Source organism: Massilia sp. MP_M2 (assembly GCF_039123635.1).
In the GTDB taxonomy this organism is placed as follows: domain Bacteria; phylum Pseudomonadota; class Gammaproteobacteria; order Burkholderiales; family Burkholderiaceae_D; genus Telluria.
In genome coordinates this window covers 48,504-68,570 of the sequence record NZ_JBCHJF010000005.1, presented here as the reverse complement: position 1 = coordinate 68,570, position 20,067 = coordinate 48,504, and the positions used below count along the sequence as shown (strand labels likewise).

General features: G+C 64.1%; 16 protein-coding genes. 7 read left to right on the top strand and 9 right to left on the bottom strand.

Translation table 11 applies throughout. The features are described from left to right. Nucleotides 1-8: 8 nt before the first annotated feature. From RCH14_RS12815 to RCH14_RS12800, 4 genes are all read left to right on the top strand, one after another. Nucleotides 9-1,961 carry a dynamin family protein gene (locus RCH14_RS12815; RefSeq protein WP_343026489.1) on the top strand — a complete coding sequence of 651 codons (1,953 nt, stop codon included), beginning with the start codon at nt 9-11 and terminating at the stop codon, nt 1,959-1,961. Beyond that, nucleotides 1,958-3,070, top strand: coding sequence for an A/G-specific adenine glycosylase (gene mutY, locus RCH14_RS12810; protein ID WP_343026488.1), 1,113 nt, complete (start codon nt 1,958-1,960; stop codon nt 3,068-3,070). Before RCH14_RS12815 ends, mutY begins: the two co-directional genes overlap by 4 nt. Nucleotides 3,071-3,204: 134 nt before the next feature. After that, entirely contained in the window at nt 3,205-4,299 is a 1,095-nt protein-coding gene (locus RCH14_RS12805) for a type IV toxin-antitoxin system AbiEi family antitoxin (RefSeq protein WP_343026487.1), read from the top strand. Next, the gene (locus RCH14_RS12800) at nt 4,262-5,110 is read left to right on the top strand and encodes a nucleotidyl transferase AbiEii/AbiGii toxin family protein (RefSeq protein WP_343026486.1); all 849 of its coding nucleotides are present in this window, start codon (nt 4,262-4,264) and stop codon (nt 5,108-5,110) included. Before RCH14_RS12805 ends, RCH14_RS12800 begins: the two co-directional genes overlap by 38 nt. 50 nt (nt 5,111-5,160) lie before the next feature. On the opposite strand, the gene RCH14_RS12795 is transcribed toward RCH14_RS12800, so the two are convergent. From RCH14_RS12795 to RCH14_RS12760, 8 genes are all read right to left on the bottom strand, one after another. Beyond that, nucleotides 5,161-6,297 (bottom strand): deoxyguanosinetriphosphate triphosphohydrolase, encoded by a 1,137-nt coding sequence (locus RCH14_RS12795; RefSeq protein WP_343026485.1) that lies wholly within the window; start codon nt 6,295-6,297, stop codon nt 5,161-5,163. Nucleotides 6,298-6,305: 8 nt separating this feature from the next. Beyond that, the gene (gene aroKB, locus RCH14_RS12790) at nt 6,306-7,916 is read right to left on the bottom strand and encodes a bifunctional shikimate kinase/3-dehydroquinate synthase AroKB (RefSeq protein WP_407070079.1); all 1,611 of its coding nucleotides are present in this window, start codon (nt 7,914-7,916) and stop codon (nt 6,306-6,308) included. A 151-nt stretch (nt 7,917-8,067) separates the two neighbouring features. Beyond that, the gene (locus tag RCH14_RS12785; protein ID WP_343026483.1) at nt 8,068-10,125 is read right to left on the bottom strand and encodes an Ig-like domain-containing protein; all 2,058 of its coding nucleotides are present in this window, start codon (nt 10,123-10,125) and stop codon (nt 8,068-8,070) included. 96 nt (nt 10,126-10,221) lie between these two features. Next, nucleotides 10,222-12,432 carry a type IV pilus secretin PilQ gene (pilQ, locus tag RCH14_RS12780; protein WP_343026482.1) on the bottom strand — a complete coding sequence of 737 codons (2,211 nt, stop codon included), beginning with the start codon at nt 12,430-12,432 and terminating at the stop codon, nt 10,222-10,224. After that, entirely contained in the window at nt 12,429-12,971 is a 543-nt protein-coding gene (locus tag RCH14_RS12775; RefSeq protein ID WP_343026481.1) for a pilus assembly protein PilP, read from the bottom strand. The genes pilQ and RCH14_RS12775 overlap by 4 nt, the downstream gene beginning before the upstream one ends. Then, a complete protein-coding gene (locus tag RCH14_RS12770) occupies nt 12,971-13,654 on the bottom strand; it encodes a type 4a pilus biogenesis protein PilO (protein ID WP_343026480.1) in 684 nt (227 codons plus the stop codon). The genes RCH14_RS12775 and RCH14_RS12770 overlap by 1 nt, the downstream gene beginning before the upstream one ends. Further along, nucleotides 13,651-14,268, bottom strand: coding sequence for a PilN domain-containing protein (locus tag RCH14_RS12765; protein WP_343026479.1), 618 nt, complete (start codon nt 14,266-14,268; stop codon nt 13,651-13,653). Before RCH14_RS12765 ends, RCH14_RS12770 begins: the two co-directional genes overlap by 4 nt. Then, complete coding sequence (locus RCH14_RS12760) at nt 14,268-15,290, bottom strand: pilus assembly protein PilM (protein WP_407070075.1); 1,023 nt, start codon at nt 15,288-15,290, stop codon at nt 14,268-14,270. The genes RCH14_RS12765 and RCH14_RS12760 overlap by 1 nt, the downstream gene beginning before the upstream one ends. Before the next feature lie 363 nt (nt 15,291-15,653). On the opposite strand from RCH14_RS12760, the gene RCH14_RS12755 reads away from it, so the two are divergent. Then, nucleotides 15,654-17,987 carry a penicillin-binding protein 1A gene (locus RCH14_RS12755; RefSeq protein ID WP_343026477.1) on the top strand — a complete coding sequence of 778 codons (2,334 nt, stop codon included), beginning with the start codon at nt 15,654-15,656 and terminating at the stop codon, nt 17,985-17,987. A 187-nt stretch (nt 17,988-18,174) separates the two neighbouring features. On the opposite strand, the gene cyaY is transcribed toward RCH14_RS12755, so the two are convergent. Continuing rightward, entirely contained in the window at nt 18,175-18,504 is a 330-nt protein-coding gene (cyaY, locus tag RCH14_RS12750) for an iron donor protein CyaY (RefSeq protein WP_343026476.1), read from the bottom strand. A 40-nt stretch (nt 18,505-18,544) separates the two neighbouring features. Between cyaY and RCH14_RS12745 the strand changes: the two genes are divergently transcribed. Then, nucleotides 18,545-18,739, top strand: coding sequence for an LPS translocon maturation chaperone LptM (locus RCH14_RS12745; protein ID WP_343026475.1), 195 nt, complete (start codon nt 18,545-18,547; stop codon nt 18,737-18,739). Nucleotides 18,740-18,768: 29 nt separating this feature from the next. Beyond that, entirely contained in the window at nt 18,769-20,046 is a 1,278-nt protein-coding gene (gene lysA, locus RCH14_RS12740) for a diaminopimelate decarboxylase (protein WP_343026474.1), read from the top strand. Nucleotides 20,047-20,067 lie beyond the last annotated feature (21 nt).

The following is a 20,067-nucleotide window of genomic DNA, read 5'->3' as shown; positions in this document are numbered from 1 at the left end:
CAAACACGATGCAGGATTTACAACAGTACGGCGCCTGGCGCGCCCGGGTCGCCGCCTCCCTCACCAGTTACGGCAGCGCACTGCGCGAAGCCGGGCTGATCGACGCGGCCGGCGAGCAGCTACTGGCACGCGCGCTGGGGCGCCTGCGTGACGATCGCCTGTCGGTGGCCTTCGTGGCCGAATTCTCGCGCGGCAAAACCGAGCTGATCAACGCACTGTTCTTTGCCGACTACGGCCAGCGCATCCTGCCATCGAGCGCCGGCCGCACCACCATGTGCCCGACCGAACTGCTGTGGGATGCGAGCCTGCCGCCCTGCCTGCGCCTGCTGCCGATCGATACCCGTGCCGGCCACCTGTCCACCGGCGACTACCGCGACGATCCCGCCGCCTGGACCGTGTTCCCGCTCGAGCTCGACTCTCCGGCCGCCATGCACGACACGCTGCGCCAGGTCAGCCAGACGCGGCGCGTCTCGACCGTGGAAGCGCAGCGCTACGGCCTGTACGACGCCGACGATCCCGACCTGGCCGCCAGCCTCGACCCGGACGGCACGATCGAGATCCCGCGCTGGCGCCATGCCATCATCAACCTGCCGCACCCACTGCTCAAGCAGGGCCTGGTGATTCTCGACACGCCGGGCCTGAACGCCATCGGCACCGAGCCCGAACTCACGCTGAACCTGATCCCGAACGCCCATGCGGTCCTGTTCGTGCTGGCCGCCGAGACGGGCGTGACCAAGAGCGACATCGAAGTCTGGCGCACGCATATCGGCGCCGGGCCGGGCCGCCTGGCCGTGCTCAACAAGATCGACGCCATGTGGGACGAGCTCAAGTCGCCCGAGGCGGTGGACGCCGACATCGCACGCCAGCAGCACGACGTGGCGCGTCAGCTCGGCCTGTCGGCCAGCCAGGTGTATCCGGTGTCGGCGCACAAGGCGCTGGTTGGCCGCATCGGCGGCGACATGGCCCTGTTCGAGCGCAGCCGCCTGGGGGCACTCGAATCGGCGCTGTTCCATGAACTGATTCCGGCGCGGCGCGCGATCGTCGAGCGCCAGCTGCACACCGATCTCGCGGCGCTGGTGGCCAGCCAGCAGATGCTGGTGGCCACGCGCCTGCGCGAGCTGGTCGAGCAGTTGCAGGAACTGCGCAGCCTGCGCGGCAAGAACCAGGGTGTGATCGCGCACATGGTGCGCCGGGTCGAGGCCGAGAAGAAGGAATTCGACGCCGGCCTGTTCAAGCTACAGGGCACGCGCGCCGTATTTACGCGCCTGTCGACCGAGCTGTATACGCTGCTGGGCATGGACGTGCTGCAGGACCGGACCGACACCGTACGCGTGGCGATGAGCGCGGTGCGCTTTGCCACAGGCATGCGCGCGCCGGTGCGCCACTACTTCGACGGCGCCCGCGCCGGCCTGGCCGACGCCGACGCCAAGCTCGCGGAAATCACGTCGATGATGGACGCCATGCACCGCAAGTTCGCCGCCGAGCATGGCATGAGCCTGGGCCTGCCGCCGACGCTGTCGCTGGCGCGCCACCGCGACGAGATCGACGCCATCGAAGAACTGTTTTCGCGCCAGTTCGGCACCGCGACCTTGTGGATGAACAGCCGGGCCACGCTGCTCGAGCGCTTCTTCGATTCGATTGCCTCGCGCGTACGCCGCGTGTACCGCGCCGCCAACGCCGATATCGAAGCGTGGCTGAAAGTGGCCAACGCGCCGCTCGAAGCCCAGATCCGCCAGCACCGCGACAACCTGCGCCAGCGGCAGGCGACCGTGAAACGCATCCACGAAGCCAGCGACAGCCTGGAACAGAAAATCGGCGCCTTCGAGAGCGGTCAGGCCGAACTCGACGTCACGCGCACGCACCTTGGTTCACTGGCCGCCGGCGTGAGCGCAACCTTGTCCGATAACCTACCTAACTCCGCGACGGCCACCAGCGCCGACGCCCACTACACAACTGCATGAAGCGACTGACCGAGTTTGACCAGCTGGCCGATCCGACCTTTTCCCGGGCCGTGATCGACTGGCAGCGCAGCCATGGCCGCCACACCCTGCCATGGCAAAACACCACCGACGCGTACCGCGTGTGGCTGTCCGAAATCATGCTGCAGCAGACGCAGGTCGCCGCAGTACTGGGCTACTACGCCCGCTTCCTGGAACGCTTCCCGACCGTGCACGCTCTGGCGGACGCCCCGGCGGAAGACGTCATGGCCCACTGGAGCGGCCTGGGTTACTACACCCGCGCGCGCAACCTGCATGCCTGCGCCAAGCGCGTCGTGGCAGATTACGATGGCGTGTTCCCGAGCGACCCGGCGCTGCTGGCCGACCTGCCCGGCATCGGCCGCTCGACTGCCGCCGCCATCGCCGCCTTCTCGGGCGGCGTACGCGCCGCGATCATGGACGGCAACGTCAAGCGCGTCTTCGCGCGCGTGTTCGGGATTGATGCCTATCCCGGCATCAAGCCGGTCGAGGATGCGCTGTGGCGTCGTGCCGAAGCGCTGCTGCCGGAAGATGGTGGTATCGAATCGTACACGCAGGGCCTGATGGACCTGGGCGCCACGCTGTGCACGCGCTCGCGCCCCGACTGCGGCCGCTGCCCGCTGCAGGCGCGCTGCGTGGCCTTCGCCACCGGCCGCACGGCCGAACTGCCGGTGCGCAAACCCAAGAAGACAACGCCCGAAAAACGCACCGCGATGCTGGTACTGATCGACGGCGGCGAAGTGCTGCTCGAACAGCGCCCGCAAACAGGCATCTGGGGCGGCCTCTTGTCGCTGCCGGAAGTGGGTGGCCATGTGGCGATGGACGGCGACGCCGATCCCGTCTGCACGGCGGACATCGCGGCGGCCAGCAGCGTCTTCGGCACGCTCGACGAAGTGCGCGCGCTGACGCCGTTGATGCACGGGTTCACCCACTACAAGCTGCACATCGCACCGTTTGCGGTGACGCTGGCCACGCGTGGTGAGCATGGCGCCGGGCACGTGTGGTGGAAGCTCGATGCGATTGGTGAGGCGCCGTTGCCGGCGCCGGTCAAGAAATTGTTGCTGGATTTGTCGCAGCCAAGCCTGTTCAGCTAACGAAACCGGAGACTGGGCATGAATTTCAATTTTCATGAGTTTTCACGCTCCGTGAAAAACAAAATATATTGAAAATTGAGAGTAACATTCATAAAATAGAATCGTTCACGGGCCGTGAAAACGAGGAAAATTGAATGAATAGCCATGCGTTTTCTCCAGATTTTGCGGGAACTGAGGAGCGTTTGATCCTCGATGCGCTTGTCGCGCTGAGAACAAAAGCAGGTATCGATGGCAAGTTGATCGACTCGCAGCCTGAATCCTCCGGAAGAAGCTCTGGCGACGCCAGAGTCATCCTTTCGTATGAAGGCAACTCGATTCATTACCTCGCCGAGTGCAAGTTTTCACTGGACCGCAAAGCGCAGATCGACAAGATTCGTCAGCAACTGGTGAACGGCAGAACACCAGGCCTCTTGATTACAGCCCACCTCACGAGAGAGCTCGCCCATCATTGCAGGGCGACAGGACGCCAATTCATCGATACCAGTGGCAACGCCTATCTGCATGCCGCTGGCCTGTTCGTCTTCATCGCTGGCGAAAAGAGTGAACACAAACCGTCTACCTCACGCATCCCGAAAGGGCTGACGAATCCAGCTGCATTGCGTGTGGTTTTCACCCTATTGGCGAACCGGGATGATCTCGATTCCCCTTACAAAGACATTGCCCGGCATGCCGGTGTGTCACTCGGAACGGCGTACAACGTGCTCGAGGACCTTGAACATCGCGGCTATCTCATCAGTAAAAAAGGGACCGGAGGCCGCAGGCGACTATTGGAAGCCGGGCGCCTGACTGACGAGTGGGCAATCAATTATCCAACCACCTTGCGCAACAAACTCCATGGGCGCCGCTTCAGCGCGCCAGAATCATCATGGTGGAAGAATGTCGATCTGACTGAATTCGACCATGCGTGGAGCGCGGAGGTCGCAGCGAAAAAAATGACTGGCTACCTCAAGCCAGGAACTCAAACCTTGTATGTCGGGCCAGATGACATGGACAAGGTGATCAAGATGCTGGTCAAGCAGCATCGCATCAGGCCTGACGAGGCTGGCGAGCTCGAGATACTGGAAAAATTCTGGCATTGGGATGCTGCCAGCGCTGCGGAACTTGCTCCACCATTGCTGATCTACTCTGAATTACTCGCAATCCTCGATCCACGCACACAAGAAGCAGCCCGGATGATCAAGGAGAAATTCATTGATACCGCGTTCGATCAAGCCGGACCTTCCGGTTGACCCCGTCACGGTGGGCATTCTCCGCGCAGTAGCCCAAGAAACGCAGGCGGAAGGAATCGACTACCTGCTCGTCGGGGCCACCGCACGAGACGTCCTGCTCACGCATGTGCACGGACTCGCCAGCAGGCGTGCAACGTACGATGTGGACTTCGCTGTCGCCGTCAAGAACTGGGGTCAGTTCGCTGCATTGCGAACAAGGCTGATAGCGCGCGGGGCATTCAACGCAAGAGGCGAAGCGCAACAGCGGCTTTATTACAAGGCGCCAGATAGCAATCTGGCGTACCCGCTGGATCTTGTGCCATTCGGCGGCATCTCTGAGGGAACGAATGCAATCGCCTGGCCGCCGGACATGAAGATCATCATGAACATCGCCGGTTACGATGATGTCCTTGCAGCGGCTGAACTGGTGAGATTTGCGCCTGACTTTGACGGCAAGGTCGTGTCTCTTCCCGGTCTCGCCATACTGAAGTTGGTCGCATGGTCGGATCGCGGGAGAGTCGATCCAAAGGATGCGCACGATCTCATCCATCTGATGAACAGCTATGCCGCAGCCGGCAACGTCGATCAGGTCTACGATGAAGATGGCGTCATCGACGCAGGTGAGTACGATCCGGATCTGGCAGGCGTCTATTTGCTGGGCAAGGATATACAGCGCATGGCCAGCGCTGACACGCTTGATCTAGTCAGACATATTGTCGAACGTGACTTTGACCGGCTGGCGCACCAGATGACCAAAACGATGCGCCATCTGGAAGACGCAGAGGCCCATGTCGATAAACGACTGCGGCTTTTGCAACAGGCTCTCGCCTGATGCAGCGACAGGCGCAGCATATCGATGCGATCGATGGTTGCTGCGCCGCCTTAAAAATGATCGAGCGAAAAGATGCGGCGGTGTTCGCGGATCGCGTAGCGGTCGGTCATGCCGGCGATGTAGTCGGCGATCTTGCGCGCCTGCTTGTGCGGATCGTCCTGCACCTGGTAGTCGCCCGGCAGCAGTACGGGGTCCTGCAGGAACGCCTCGAACAGCTCGCGCACGATGCGGCTGGCTTTCACGCGCATGCGGTTGACCTGGAAGTGGCGGTACAGGTTCGCGTACAGGAAGCGTTTCAGTGCCACGGTCTCGGCGCGCATGGCGTCCGAGAAGCGGATCAGCGGCGGCGCGGCGCGCACGTCGTCGATGGTCGCTGGCGCGGCGTCAGCGATCAGGCGCGCCGATGTGTCGACCAGATCGGCCGTCATGGCGGTGATCATCAGGCGGATCGTCTCGTACAGCGCGCGCCGCCCCGGCAAGCCCGGATAGCGCGCCTCGACCTCGCGATGCAGGCGCGCGAACAGCTCGACTTCTTCCATCTGCGCCATCGTGAGCAGGCCCGAACGCAGGCCGTCGTCGATATCGTGGTTGTTGTACGCGATCTCGTCGGCCAGGTTGGTCAGCTGCGCTTCGAGGCTGGGCTGGCTGCGCTCGATGAAGCGCTGGCCCAGGTCGCCCAGCTGGCGCGCGTTGTTCAGCGAGCAGTGCTTGAGGATGCCCTCGCGTGTCTCGAACGTCAGGTTCAGGCCATCGAAGGCGCCGTAGTGCTCTTCGAGATGATCGACCACGCGCAGGCTTTGCAGGTTGTGCTCGAAGCCGCCGAAGTCCGTCATGCATTCGTTGAGCACATCCTGGCCCACGTGGCCGAACGGCGTGTGGCCAAGATCGTGCGCCAGCGCCGTGGCCTCGACCAGGTCTTCGTTCAGGCGCAGGCTGCGCGCCAGCGTGCGCCCGATCTGGGCCACTTCGATGCTGTGCGTCAGGCGCGTACGAAACAGGTCGCCTTCGTGGTTGATGAAGACCTGCGTCTTGTATTCGAGGCGGCGAAACGCGGTCGAGTGGATGATGCGATCGCGGTCGCGCTGGTACTCGCTGCGCGAACCGGGGCCCGGCTCGGCATGCGTGCGGCCGCGCGACTGGGCCGAGTGCGCGGCGTACGGGGCCAGGCCGGCGTCGAAGTCACGCATCAGGCTGCTCATCCGCTGCAGGCCGCAAGCGTCGAGCGCAGCACGTCCAGCGGCGCAGTCGTGATCGACGGACTACCCAGCGGCTTGAGCAGGATGAAGCGGATTTCGCCGCCTTCGTTCTTCTTGTCGACTTCCATCAGCTCGATCCAGCGCGCTTCGCCCAGATCCGGCGCCACTGCCGGCAGGCCCGCAGCACGCACCAGCGCGCGCACGCGCTCCACGGCGGCCGGCTCGATCAGGCCCAGACGCGCCGACAGGTCGGCTGCCATCACCATGCCGCAGCCGACTGCTTCACCGTGCAGCCAGGCGCCATAGCCGAGGCCATTTTCGATCGCGTGGCCGAAGGTATGGCCGAAGTTGAGCACTGCGCGCAGGCCGCCTTCGCGCTCGTCCTTGCGCACGACGTCGGATTTGATCTCGCACGAGCGGGCGATCGCGTAGCCGATCGCCTCACGGTCGCGCGCGATCAGCGGCTCGATATTCGCTTCGATCCAGTCGAAGAAATCGGCGTCGAGGATCGCGCCATGCTTGATCACTTCGGCCAGGCCCGCCGACAGTTCGCGCGCCGGCAGCGTCGTCAGCGTCGCGGTGTCGGCGATCACGGCGCGCGGCTGGTAGAACGCGCCGATCATGTTCTTGCCCAGCGGGTGATTGATGCCGGTCTTGCCGCCCACTGACGAATCGACCTGCGCCAAGAGCGTGGTCGGGATCTGTACGAACGGCACGCCGCGCATATAGCTCGATGCGGCAAAGCCGGTCAGGTCGCCGATCACGCCGCCGCCCAGCGCCACCAGCGTGGTCTTGCGGTCGCATTTGTTTTGCAGCAGTGCGTCGTAGACGAGGTTCAGCGACTGCCAGTTCTTGTGTTCTTCACCGTCCGGCAGAACGATTTCGAGCACGTCGCGGCCCGCCGCGCGCAGATGGCCCGCGACCTTGTCGAGGTACAGCGGAGCCACCGTGGTGTTGGTGACGATGGCGACCTTGTGGCCGCCGATGTGGCGCGCCAGCAGCGCGGCGTCGTCCAGCAAGCCGGCGCCGATCTCGATCGGGTAGCTGCGATCGCCAAGTTCGACGTTGAGAGTGATGTGTGCCTGTTCGTTCATTGCTGTCCTTGCATGCTTGCGCGCGCGGGCGTTTTCCTGCGCGGCCAGCTGGTCCAATATGGTTTGAACCATCGATTGTACGTTAGGCCTGCCGGTGTCGATGACGAGGTCGGCAATCTCGCGGTACAGCGGATCGCGTTCGGTCCAGAGTTGCTCGAGTTTGCCGCGCGGGTCGGCGGTCTGCAGCAGCGGGCGGTTCTTGTCGTGCGCGGTGCGCTGCAGGATGCTGCCGATCGACGCGCGTAGGTAGATCACGGTGCCGCGTTCGGCCAGCAACGCGCGGCTGGTCGGATTGAGCACGGCGCCGCCACCGGTGGCCAGCACCAGGCCCTGCTGCGCCGACAGGTCACGGATCACATCGGCTTCGCGCCGGCGAAAGCAGGCTTCGCCCTCGATCTCGAAGATCCACGGGATGGTGGCGCCGGTACGCGCTTCGATCTCGTGATCGGCGTCGACGAAGCGGCGATTGAGCTTGCGAGCAAGCAATCGACCGATCGTGGTCTTCCCTGCCCCCATCAGGCCAACAAGGAAGATATTGTTGTTCTTGGGATGTGGCACAACCAGACCCGTTGAGATGAAAAAGACGGCCAGTATAGACTGGCCGTCCCGGATTGCGGTCAAAAAGCGCGCGTCCCGCGAGGTGTGGACAGCGCGCGTACGCGCTCGATCAACCCGATTTGAAGGTGTACGGCGTCACGTTGCCGCGTGGCGTGGTCACGCGCAGCGTAAAGCTGCCTGCTGCGCACTCCGCATCGGGGCGCACCGTGGCAGTGTGGATGGTTCCGCCCACATCGTTCGTCGATCCAACGCTCGCCGGCAGGAACGAGGTCGTCGAGAGTTTGATCGCATCGCTCGAGGCCACGGTGGTACCGAATGGCAGGGGGTTGCGGTTCACGTCGTACAGGCGGAAGCTCAGTTGCTGCGCGCTGCAGCCGGCACCGGCCACACCATTGATCACCAGAGGGTCGCCATCTGTCGCGCGCCAGTCACGGCAGGTGCCGTCGGCACTGCACATCTGGCGCACGAGCGTGGCGACCGAACCGCTGAAGATGATCTCGCGCGAGGCCCGGATATAGTTCAGACCCCACTTGCCGTCAGGCGTGCTGCTGTAGCTGGCACGGTTGTACGGGAATGGCAGGTCGCCTTTGGTCGCATTGAAAGCACCATCCGACAAATCGGTATCGAGGAACGGGTCGCCCATGTCGCGTTCCTGGCCACTTTCCACGGTTGGAAATGGCTCGCCGCCGCCCGGGCAGGTATCGACCAGTGGACGATACGCGGTGGTCCCGGTGTAGCCGCTGCAGCTGTACTGGCCGTCACCATTGAGGTCGACGAAGTTCTCGATGCCTTGCAGATAGGCCAGCACCGTGACGCGGCCATTGGCCGGACGGAAATTCTGGCTGCGCAGCGAAACCGTGCAGCCGCCGTTGGTGGTGAGGCACGCGCCCTGTGCCGAGCTGCCCACCGCACCGCCTTCAGTCACGAAGTTGACAGTGGAGCCATCCGAAACCGGATTGCCGTACTGGTCGGCCAGCAGTACCGTGATGTCGGTAGTTTCGTTGTCGTAATCCCGGCCTTCGATATTGTATCTTGCAGCACTCATCGACATCGACTTCTGGATCGGCAGGCCGGTGGAGATGGTCAGCGCGTCCGACAGGCCGCTGATTTTCACGCCGTTGCGGCTTGCTTCGGCGGTCACGCGCACCGGGGTCGGGATCGTGCCCGACGACACCATCGTCATGACATTGCCGTTGGCGTCGGTGGTGGCGCGGGTCGGCGAAACGGTCAGGCCGCCAGTGTAGGTGGTGGCGGCGAAGTCAACATCGACGCCGGCCAGGCCCTTGTCGTTCTGATCAACCACACGGAACGTCAGTTGGGCTGCTTCGGAGCGGCCCTGGCCACCCGAGCCCTTGAGCACGATCGACGTGCCCGACACGCTGCTGCCCGAGAACAGGATGCTGCCGATATTGGCCGGCGAGACGGCGACCTGGATGCGTTGCGACGAGTTGCCGATCGTGACCGTGATCGTGTCGTTCACGCGCAGGCAGCCGTTATTGGTGTAGGTAGCAGTTTGCACGCCATTGGCAAATGCGCCGGCGACCAGGGTGGCAGTGCCATCGCCGGAACACAGCGAGGTCATGCTCAAGCCTTCGACCGTGGTGGCCGGCTGGCCGCCGCTGGTGACCGGGATGTTCAGCGAGAGCGTGCTGAAGGCTGGCAGGCTGGTGGTCGGCGCTTGTGCGAACGACAGGGTGCCCACGGTCAGCGGCGCTGCGCCCACCGACAGATTGACGCTGGCGGTGGCGGTCGTGCCGGCCACCACCGAGCTGGCAGTGATCGCGACTGCACCTGCGGACGACGTGCTGACCGGCTTGACGCTCACGGTGGCCACGCCATTCGCGTCCGTCAGTGCCGAACCGGTTGCGGGGGTGAAGGCCACCAGCTCGCTGGTGGTGAACTGGACGATCGCGCCCGCGACCGGCTTGCCGGCGCTGTCGACCACCGTGGCCTTGATCGAGGCGCTCTGGCCGCCGGACAGCGACGTGATATTGGCGCCGCTGCCATCGGTCAGGGCCAGCGTGACTTTCGGAACCAGCGTGGTACCGCCACCGGTGCCGGGGCCAGTACCGCCGCCGGTGCCGGTGCCGCCGCCGACCGTGCCTGGCGAGCCGCCACCACCGCCACAGGCGGCAAGCGAGGCTGCCACGAGGGCGATTGCGGTCAAGCGGCCAAGGCTGGACCGGCTTGCAAGTGATGAAATGTGTTGCATGACGTGAGTTTCCCTATTGTTCTATTTAAAAGGTCGCGAACTGCACGCCGTTCAGCGTGCGCCCGCCACGTTGTCGTTCACGATCTTCGGGGTAATGAAGACCAGCAGTTCGGTCTTGCTGCTTTCGCGTGCGGTGGTCTTGAACAAATAACCCAGCAGCGGCACGTCGCCCAGGAACGGCACCTTGCTCTCGTTGGTGCGCTCGGTCTGCTGGTAAATCCCGCCCAGCACCACGGTGCCGCCGTTTTCGACCATCACCTTGGTCTTGACGTGCTGGGTATTGATGGCAAAGCCCGCGCGGGTGTCTTCGCCCTTCGAGTCCTTGCTCACGTCCACCTCCAGCACCACGTTGCCGTCCGGCGTGATCTGCGGCGTGACTTCCAGGCGCAGGTTGGCCTTCTTGAATTCGATCGCGGTGGCACCGCTGCTGGTGGAATTTTCGTAAGGCAGCTCGACGCCCTGCTCGATCAGCGCGACCTGCTTGTCTTCGGTGACCACGCGCGGGCTCGAGATGATCTTGCCCTTGCCGTCCGCTTCCAGCGCCGACAGTTCCAGGTTCAGGAAGCGGTTGGCTGCCGACGAGAACAGCGAGAACGCCAGCGACGAGGCCGGAATGCCGCCGATGCCGGCCGCCGGCAGGTTGACCATCGTCGTGTTGTTGAAGCTGTCCGCGCTGTTGGCCACCTGGCCGGTGGTCTGGCCCACGCCGACCAGGTTGCCGCCGATGGCGATGCGTTCGTTGCCGTTGACCTGCCAGCCCGAATCGCCGCCGCGCATCGTGCGCATGTCGGCAAAGCCCAGCTTGGCGCCGAGGTTGCGCGAGAAGCCGTCATTGGCTTCCACCAGGCGCGCTTCGATCAGCACCTGCTTCGAGGCGACGTCGGTTTTCTGGATCAGCTTGCGGATGTCTTCGATCTTGGCCGCGATATCGGTCACGAACAACTGGTTGGTGCGCGGATCGATGATCGCACTGCCGCGCCGGGACAGCACGCGGTTGCGACCGGCGTCGCCGGCAGCACCGGCACCGACACCGCCCTGGTCCAGGCCAAACACGGTGCGGAACGATTCGGCTTTCTGGTAATTGAGCTGGAAGATCTCGGAGCGCAGCGGCTCCAGTTCGGCGATCTGGGCGCGCTGCTCGAGTTCGAGCTTTTCCTTGGTCAGCAGTTCTTCCTTCGGCGCGATCCACAGCACGGTGCCGTTCTTGCGCATGTCCAGACCCTTGGCGGTCAGGATCACGTCCAGCGCCTGATCCCACGGCACGTTCTTCAGGCGCAGCGTCAGAAAGCCCGCCACCGAATCGCTGGCGATGATGTTCAGGCCCGAGATATCGGCCACGGCCTGCAGCGCGGCGCGCACTTCGACGTTCTGGAAATCGAACGAGAGTTTTTCGCCGCGGTAGCCCTGCGGGTTGTTGCTCGAGCCGGGGCTGTTGCGGTTCGGGTCTTCCACGACCGGGCGCACTTCGACCACCAGTTGCGAATCGCTCTGGAACACCGACTGCTCCCAGGCGCCCTGCGCCTCGATCGTCATGCGCACGTTGTCGCCCTGGGCGCTGGTGGCCACGCGCGTGACGGGCGTGCCGAAATCGGTCACGTCCAGGCGGCGGCGCAGCGCTTCGGGCAGGCGCGCGCCGATGAAGTCGACCGTCACGCCGGTGCCGGTCTGGCGCACGTCGACGGCGACCTGGTTGTTCGGCAGGTCGACCACGACACGCCCGGCCCCATTGGCGCCGCGCTTGAAGTCGAGGTCGCGCAGTTGGGGCCGCGCAGCGGGCGCCAAAGCAACCGGTGCGGTGGGCGCCGCGACCGGCAGGCCGCTGGCGTTGACCGCGCGCGCCACGCCGCCCGTGCCTTCGACGGTCACGATGATCGACTTGCCGTCGATGGCCGTTGCGTAGTTCAGCGCGCGCCCCAGGTTGACCACCATGCGGGTGCGCTCGCCGGCCTGCACCAGGTTCAGGCTGCGCACGTCGCCGAGGTTCAGCTCTTGCATGTTCTTGCCGGTGGCGTTCGCAGTGGCGCCAAAGTCGAGCGCGATGCGCGCCGGATTGGTGATCGCAAAACCGATCGGCGCGCGGCTTGGCACATCGCGCATGGTCACGTTGATGACCACGTTGCTGCCTTGCTGGTTGGCCGTGATCGATTCGATCGCATTGCCCTGGGCCAGGACGGCGCCGGCGCACGTCAACAGCGCGAGTGCCGTGGCAGCGCGCGCCAGCCAGGCCGGCATGGCGAAGCGAATCTGGACATTGGGGGTCATTTACTGCTCTCCTGGTTGTGCTGCAGCTCGATGTTGGCTAGTCGTTCCACCCAATCGCCGGTGGCGTCCTGCACCGATTCCCTGATTTCGATCGCCTCGTCACTCACACGGGTGACGCGGCCAAAATTCTGTCCCAGCCGCTGGCCGGACCGGACGCGGTACAGTGCCCGGTCGATCTGCACCAGCGCGTAGCTTACGCCGCCTTTTTGCATCGTACCGACCATCCGCATCGTGTCGAGCGGGAAGTTCTCGAGCGGCTCTTTTGGACGGTTCAGGTCAGGCTGGTTGGCATTGGGGCTGGACTGCGCCATGCGCGCCAGTTCCCCCAGCAGCTTGGTCTGGTCGAACGGGGCGAGCGCCCCACCCGGCAGGTAGGCGTGCGGCTGGAACGTCTTCGGTTCCGGCAGCGGCTTGACCTTCGAGACGGTGCGGCCCTCGACCTCTTTCATCCAGGCGCGGGTTTCGCCGACGCCGCCATCGCCGCAACCGGCCAGCAAGGCCGCCGTGGCGAGCAGCGCAATCAGGTGAGCTCGTATCATCACTTGCCTTTGCCTTTACCCTTGCCTTTGGCGGCTTTCTTCTCGGCCGCGCGCGCGGCGCGCTGGGCGATCAGTTCTTCCTGGTCGAGATAGCGGAAGGTCTTGGCGATCGCCTCCATCTCGAGGTTGCCTTCCTTGACGCTCACCAGCGACAGGTTGTTGAGCGTGACGATGCGCGGCAGGTTCGCCATGTCGGCGGCAAACGCGCCCATGTCGTGGTATTGCCCGCTCACCTTGATACTGATTGGCAGCTCGGCGTAGTAGTCGCGCACCACTTCCTGGCCCGGCTTGAACAGCTCGAACTGCAGGCCGCGGCCCACGCCGGCCTGGTTGATGTCCGACAGCAGCGCGGCCATTTCCGACTTGCTCGGCAACTGCTTCTCCAGGCGCACCACGTACTGGTCGACCTGCGCCTTCTGCGCCTTGAGCGCTTCCAGGTTGATCGCCTGCGCCATCTTGGTTTCGTACTCGCCGCGCAGCCGCACTTCTTCCTGCGCGAGCGTTTCCTGCTCGGCGAACTGGTCGCTCCAGTAGAAGTAGTAGCCCAGGCCCACCACCAGCGCCACCACGCCCGCCGCGCACAACAGGCGCGGCGCCAGCGGCCACTGACCCGGCTGGCGGCCCTGCAGGTCTTCGAATTGCGCCGCGAACTGGGCGAACTGCGCCTTGATATCGATGTTCATGATTTCTCCGGCGCGCCAGGTTTGGCTGCGGCGCCGTCTTCAGGCGCATCGCTGTTGCGGGCGCGCTTGATCGACACGGCCAGCGTGAATTCGACCACCTTGCGCGCGTTCTTGCTCTGGGTGACGGTCGCGGCGCGCACTTCGGTCAGGTCGGGCTTTTCCAGCCACGCGGACTGGCTCGACAGATTGCGCAGCAGCTCGGCAACCCGTTCCTGCGACTGGGCGGTGCCGGTCAGGATCACGCGCTGGCCATCCTGCTTGACGGTCTTGAGGTGCACGCCGTCGGGCGTCTGGCGCACCAGTTCGTCGAGCAGGTACACCGGCTGGTTGCGGTCGCCTTGTAAATCTTCGACCGCCTGCTGGCGTGCTTGCAGGGCGGCGATTTCTTCCTTCAGCGTCGTGATCTCGCCGATCTTCTTGTCGAGCTCGGCGCTGGCCTGCTTGAGCACCTCGTTGCGCTGGTTCTGTACCGAAATCTGGCTGGCGTTGTAGCCGCCGACCAGCAGCACGATGCCGGCGCCGACCAGGCCGCCCAGCGCCATCAGTGCCACGAACGCCGATTGCTTCTGCTTGCGTTTTGCCTCGCGGTGAGGCAACAGGTTAATGCGGATCATCAGCCGAACCTCCGCAATGCCAGGCCGCACGCGACCAGATAGGCCGGCGCCTCCTGGCGCAGCTGGTGTTCACGCACGCCGGGGCCGAATGCCATATTGTCGAACGGCGAGGCCAGGCTGGTGGCGATGCGGGTGCGGCCGGCCACGATCTCCATGATGCCCGGCAGCAGCGCGCAGCCGCCGGCCAGGTAGATGCGATCAATCCGCGTGTACGGCGTCGACGTGTAGAAGAACTGGATTGCGCGCGTGACTTCCAGCGCCGCGTTTTCCAGAAATGGCGCGAGCAGGTCGGCGCGGTAGTTTTCCGGCAGCTCGCCCGCCTTCTTGCGCGTTTCGGCTTCTTCGAAGGCCATGCCGTAGGCGCGCACGATGTCTTGCGTGAGCGTGTTGCCGCCGAACGGCTGTTCGCGCTCGTAGACCGCTTCGCCGTTGAACAGCACCGACACGTGGGTGGCCTGGGCGCCGATCTGGAACAGCGCCACGATCTGGTCGCGCATCAGGCCGGCGGCGTTTTCCAGCGCACTGCGCGCGGCGTACGATTCGATGTCCATCACGGTGGCCAGCAGGCCGGCCCCTTCGGCGATGGCGATGCGGTCCTCGACTTTTTCGCGGCGCGCGGCGGCCAGCATCACTTCCATGTCGTCTGGCGAATTGGGCGCCGGGCCGATCACGTCGAAGTCGAGGCTGACTTCATCGAGGGCGAACGGAATGTACTGGCTGGCTTCGGACTCGACCTGCACTTCGAGCTGGTCTTCCGACAAACCGGCCGGCAGGATGATTTTCTTGGTAATCACGGCGGCCGGCGGCATGCCCAGCGCGACGTGCTTGGCGCGGGTGCCGCTCTTTTTCCAGACCCGGCGCACGGCGTCGGCGACCTGGTCCATGTTTTCGATGTTGCCGTCGACCACGGCGCCGCGCGGCAGCGATTCGGTCGCATAGCGCTCGAGACGCACGAGTCCCTTGCCGGCGTCGGCCAGCTCGACCAGGCGGACGCCGGACGTGCTGATATCCAGTCCGATCATTGGCGGACTCGACTTTCCAAACAAGGAACCCAGATTGATCACCAAAACACTCCTTGACACCGATTGGGGCAGAATCTGGCTTGTGGACGCCCTTACAAGGGTCGTTGTCGTTAACCAAACACCTGTTAATTTCTTATAAAAATCCGATACTTACGTGAAAGCACCGTCTCGGATCGTAGCAATAAAGGATGATGCGGGACAAGATATTTCTACTTGGGAACATCAGAATGCGGGGCATGCGCACCACACTTTCCCGATTCATTGCCAGCTAAATATTGCTCTGTGGTTCGATTAAGCCTCGGCCAGTATCGGGTGCCAAACTGCTGTCTTATAATGAGGCGGATCAACAAAGCGAAAGTCAGCATGAAAGAGAAACAGGCAGCACCTTCTTCCTCCTCGAAGTTCAGCCCCAAGCGCCTGATCCTCATCGCATTCGCCAGCCTGTTCGGCCTGGGTGCGATCGGCGTACTCGTGCTGGTGTTCGCCCTGGCCATGGCGTACCCGAACCTGCCGGCGCTGGACACGATCACCGATTACCGGCCCAAGATGCCACTGCGGATCTTCACGGCCGATAACGTGCTGATCGGCGAATTCGGCGAAGAGCGCCGCACGCTGGTCCACTTCAAGGACATCCCCGATGTCATGAAAAAGGCCGTGCTGTCGATTGAAGACGACCGCTTCTATGAACACAGCGGCATCGATTACCTGGGCATCATGCGCGCGGCCTTCCGCAACGCCACCGGCGGTGCGCGCCAGGGCGCCTCGACGATTACCCAGCAGGTGGCGCGCAACTTCTTCCTGTCGTCGGAACAGACCTTCAAGCGCAAGGCGTATGAAGCGATGCTGGCCTGGAAGATCGAGAAGAACCTGTCCAAGGACCAGATTCTCGAGCTCTACATGAACCAGATCTACCTGGGTCAGCGCGCCTTCGGTTTCCAGTCGGCGGCCCAGATCTATTTCGGCAAGAACCTGAGCGAGATCACCGTGGCCGAAGCGGCCATGCTGGCCGGCCTGCCGAAAGCGCCGTCGGCCTACAACCCCGTGGTCAATCCGACCCGCGCCAAGACGCGCCAGCAGTACATCCTGGTACGCATGCACCAGCTGGGCTATATCAGCGACGCCCAGTTTGCCCAGGCCAAGGTCGAACCACTGAAAATCAAGACCGACAGTGCCGCCTTCGGCGTACACGCCGAATACGTGGCCGAAATGGCGCGCCAGCTGGTCTATGAGCAGTTCAAGGAAGACACCTACACGCGCGGCCTGAACGTGTTTACCACCATCACCAAGGCCGATCAGGACGCGGCCTATCTGGCGCTGCGCCGCGGTGTGATGGACTATGAACGCCGCCGTGCCTACCGCGGCCCGGAATCGTTCATCGATCTGCCATCGGCCAAGGCGGCCGCCGACGAAGCGATCGAGGCCGAGCTGGCCGAGCATCCGGACAGCGACAACATCATCGCGGCCGTCGTGCTGCAAGCCTCGAGCACGCAAGTCCAGGCAACGATTGCGTCGGGCGAGACGATCACGCTGACGGGCCCGGGCGTGGCGTTCGCGAAAGCCTGGCTCTCGGACAAGGCTGCGCCGAACCGGCGCGTGCGCCGCGGCGCCGTGATCCGCGTGATGCAGGACGACGAATCGAAATGGCTGATCACGCAGATGCCCGAAGTGGAATCGGCCTTTGTTGCCGCCAGTACCGACGACGGCGCGATCCGCGCGCTGGTGGGCGGCTTCGACTTCAACCGCAACAAGTTCAACCACGTCACGCAAGCCTGGCGCCAGCCCGGTTCGTCGTTCAAGCCGTTCATCTATTCGGCCTCGCTCGAGCGCGGGCTGTCGCCGGCCACCATCATCAACGATGCGCCGATCAGTTTCGATGCCGGCCAGACCGGCGGCCAGGCGTGGGAACCGAAGAACTACGACAGCAAGTACGACGGTCCGATGACGATGCGGCGCGGCCTGCAGCAGTCGAAGAACATGATCTCGATCCGCATCCTGAACAAGATCGGCGCGCGCTATGGCCAGGAATACGCGGCCCGCTTCGGCTTTGATCCGGAGCGCAATCCGGCCTACCTGACGCTGGCCCTGGGCGCGGGTGCCACCAATCCGCTGCAAATGGCCGGCGCCTACGCGGTGTTTGCCAACGGCGGCTACCGCGTCAGCCCGTACCTGATCTCGAAGGTCACCGACAGCGACGGCAAAGTGCTGTCCGAAGCACGGCCGGCGCGCGCGGGCGATGAAGCGAATCGCGTGATCGATGCGCGCAATGCGTTCCTGATGGACAGCATGCTCAAGGACGTGGTCCGCCACGGCACCGCGAACAAGGCGATGGCCCTGAAGCGCACCGACCTGGCCGGCAAGACCGGCACCACCAACGACTCGATCGACGCCTGGTTCGCCGGGTATCAGCCAAAGCTGGTGGGCATTGCCTGGATGGGCTACGACAAGCCGCGCAACCTGGGCGCGCGCGAGACCGGTGGCGGCCTAGCCCTGCCGATCTGGATCGGCTACATGCAAAAGGCGCTGAAGGACCAGCCGATGGTTGAACGCGAAGTGCCGCCCGGCCTGGTGCAGTACGGGTCCGAGTACTACTACGCCGAGACGCCGCCTGGCAGAGGGGTCGAAGCGCTCGACGTCGGCCAGCCGCCGCCGGCGCAGCAACAGCAGGAACGCGACGCGGTGAGGAACGAGTTGTTCTGATCAGCAGCCGGTAAGCCATTGTTCATTGAAAGGTAGGGTGGACGGCTACGCCGTCCACGCGTTCAAACGAGGCTGGCTTCGTGGCACGGCATTGTTCGTTGAACGCGTGGACGGGATACCCGTCCCCCCTACCGGACCAAATGAAAAAGGCGGCCAATGGCCGCCTTTGTTTTATTGCGAGACTGCGTTACACCAAGGTGACTGGCGCCCCGCCCTGCTCGCTCGCATAGCGCCCGAGCGCCTCGAAGAACTCGCTGTCGTCGCGCGTGTTGCGCCATTCGTCACCCACGCGCTTGTAGTGGTAGCCGCCCGAGCGCGCGGCCAGCCACATCTCTTGCAGCGGCGCCTGACTGTTGATGATGATCTTCGTGCCGTTGTCGATGAACTCGATTTCGAGCACGTTGCCGCTGCGCTTGCACTCGACGTCGACGACGTCCTCATCGTTCAGGCGGTCAAAGGCAGTTTCGATCCGTTTCAGGGTCAGGTCGGCCAGGTCCAAAAATTCGGTTTCGGTCATGCTACACTCCAAATCTGCTAATCAAACCCTGATTCTAATCGTGAAGTCCTCCCTCGCGCTTCCTTTCGGCGCTGCGCTGCTCGCCTCCGTCGTTGCAACCTCACTTGCTGGCTGCGGTCAGACCGGCCCGCTGTACATGCCCAACCCGCCCGCCAGGCCCGTGCCGGTCGTCGTCGACCAGCCAGCCCAGCCCGTCCCGTCGAACAACGCGTCCACCCCGGCGCCGTACCGCTAACCGTCCGCTTCCACCTTAGTTTCCACCTTATGCCCCATTTCTTGTACCAGGACGGCGTGCTGCACGCCGAAGGCGCTTCCCTGTCAGCCATCGCCGACGAATTCGGCACGCCGACCTATGTGTATTCAAAGGCCACGCTGCTCGAGAACTTCAACGCCTACCAGGATGCCTGCGCCGGCCGCGACGCGCTGGTCTGCTACGCGATGAAGGCCAACTCGAACCTCGCCGTGCTCGATCTGCTGGCGCGCCAGGGCGCCGGCTTCGACATCGTCTCGGGCGGCGAACTGCTGCGCGTGATCGCTGCCGGCGGCGACCCGGGCAAGACCATTTTCTCGGGTGTGGGTAAAACCGAAGCCGAGATGACGCTGGCGCTGGAAAAAGGCATCCTGTGCTTCAACGTGGAATCGATCCCCGAACTGCACCGCCTGAACGCCGTGGCCGGCAAGCTCGGCATGCGCGCGCCGGTGTCGCTGCGCGTGAATCCGAACGTGGACGCCAAGACCCACCCGTACATCGCCACCGGCCTGAAGGCCAATAAATTCGGCGTCGCCTTCGACGAAGCGCTCGACACCTACCGCGCAGCCGCCGCTCTGGCGCACCTGGACGTGGTCGGCATCGACTGCCATATCGGCTCGCAGCTGCTGGACGACGCGCCGCTGCTCGAGGCGCTCGACAAGCTGATCGACCTGATCGACACGCTGCACGCCGAAGGCATCCATCTGCACCACCTGGACATCGGCGGCGGCATCGGCGTCGACTACGGCGTGGCCGGCGACGCGCCGCCGGTGCCGGTGGGCGACTACCTGGGCCGCCTGTTCGCGCGCATCGACGCCTGGCGCGCGGCGAAGTACGACGGCCAGCCGCTCAAGGTCATCTTCGAGCCGGGCCGCTCGATCGTCGCCGAGGCCGGCGTGCTGCTCACGCGCGTGGAATACCTGAAGCCGGGCACCGAGAAGAACTTCTGCATCATCGACGCCGCAATGAACGACATGATGCGCCCGACGCTGTACGGGGCCTGGATGGGCCTGCAGGCAGTGGCACCGCGCGAAAGCGCCGCGCTGCTGTGGGATGTCGTGGGGCCGATCTGCGAATCCGGTGACTGGCTGGCGCGCGAGCGCGAGCTGGCGTTGGAGGCGGGCGACCTGCTGGCCATGATGACGGCCGGCGCCTACGGCATGACGATGGCGTCGAACTACAACACGCGCGGCCGCGCGGCCGAAGTGATCGTCGACGGCGACACCATCCACCTGGTGCGGCGCCGCGAAACGCCAAGCGAGACCTTCGCGCTCGAGACGCTCATCAAATAAAAAAAGCCCGCGCGATGCGGG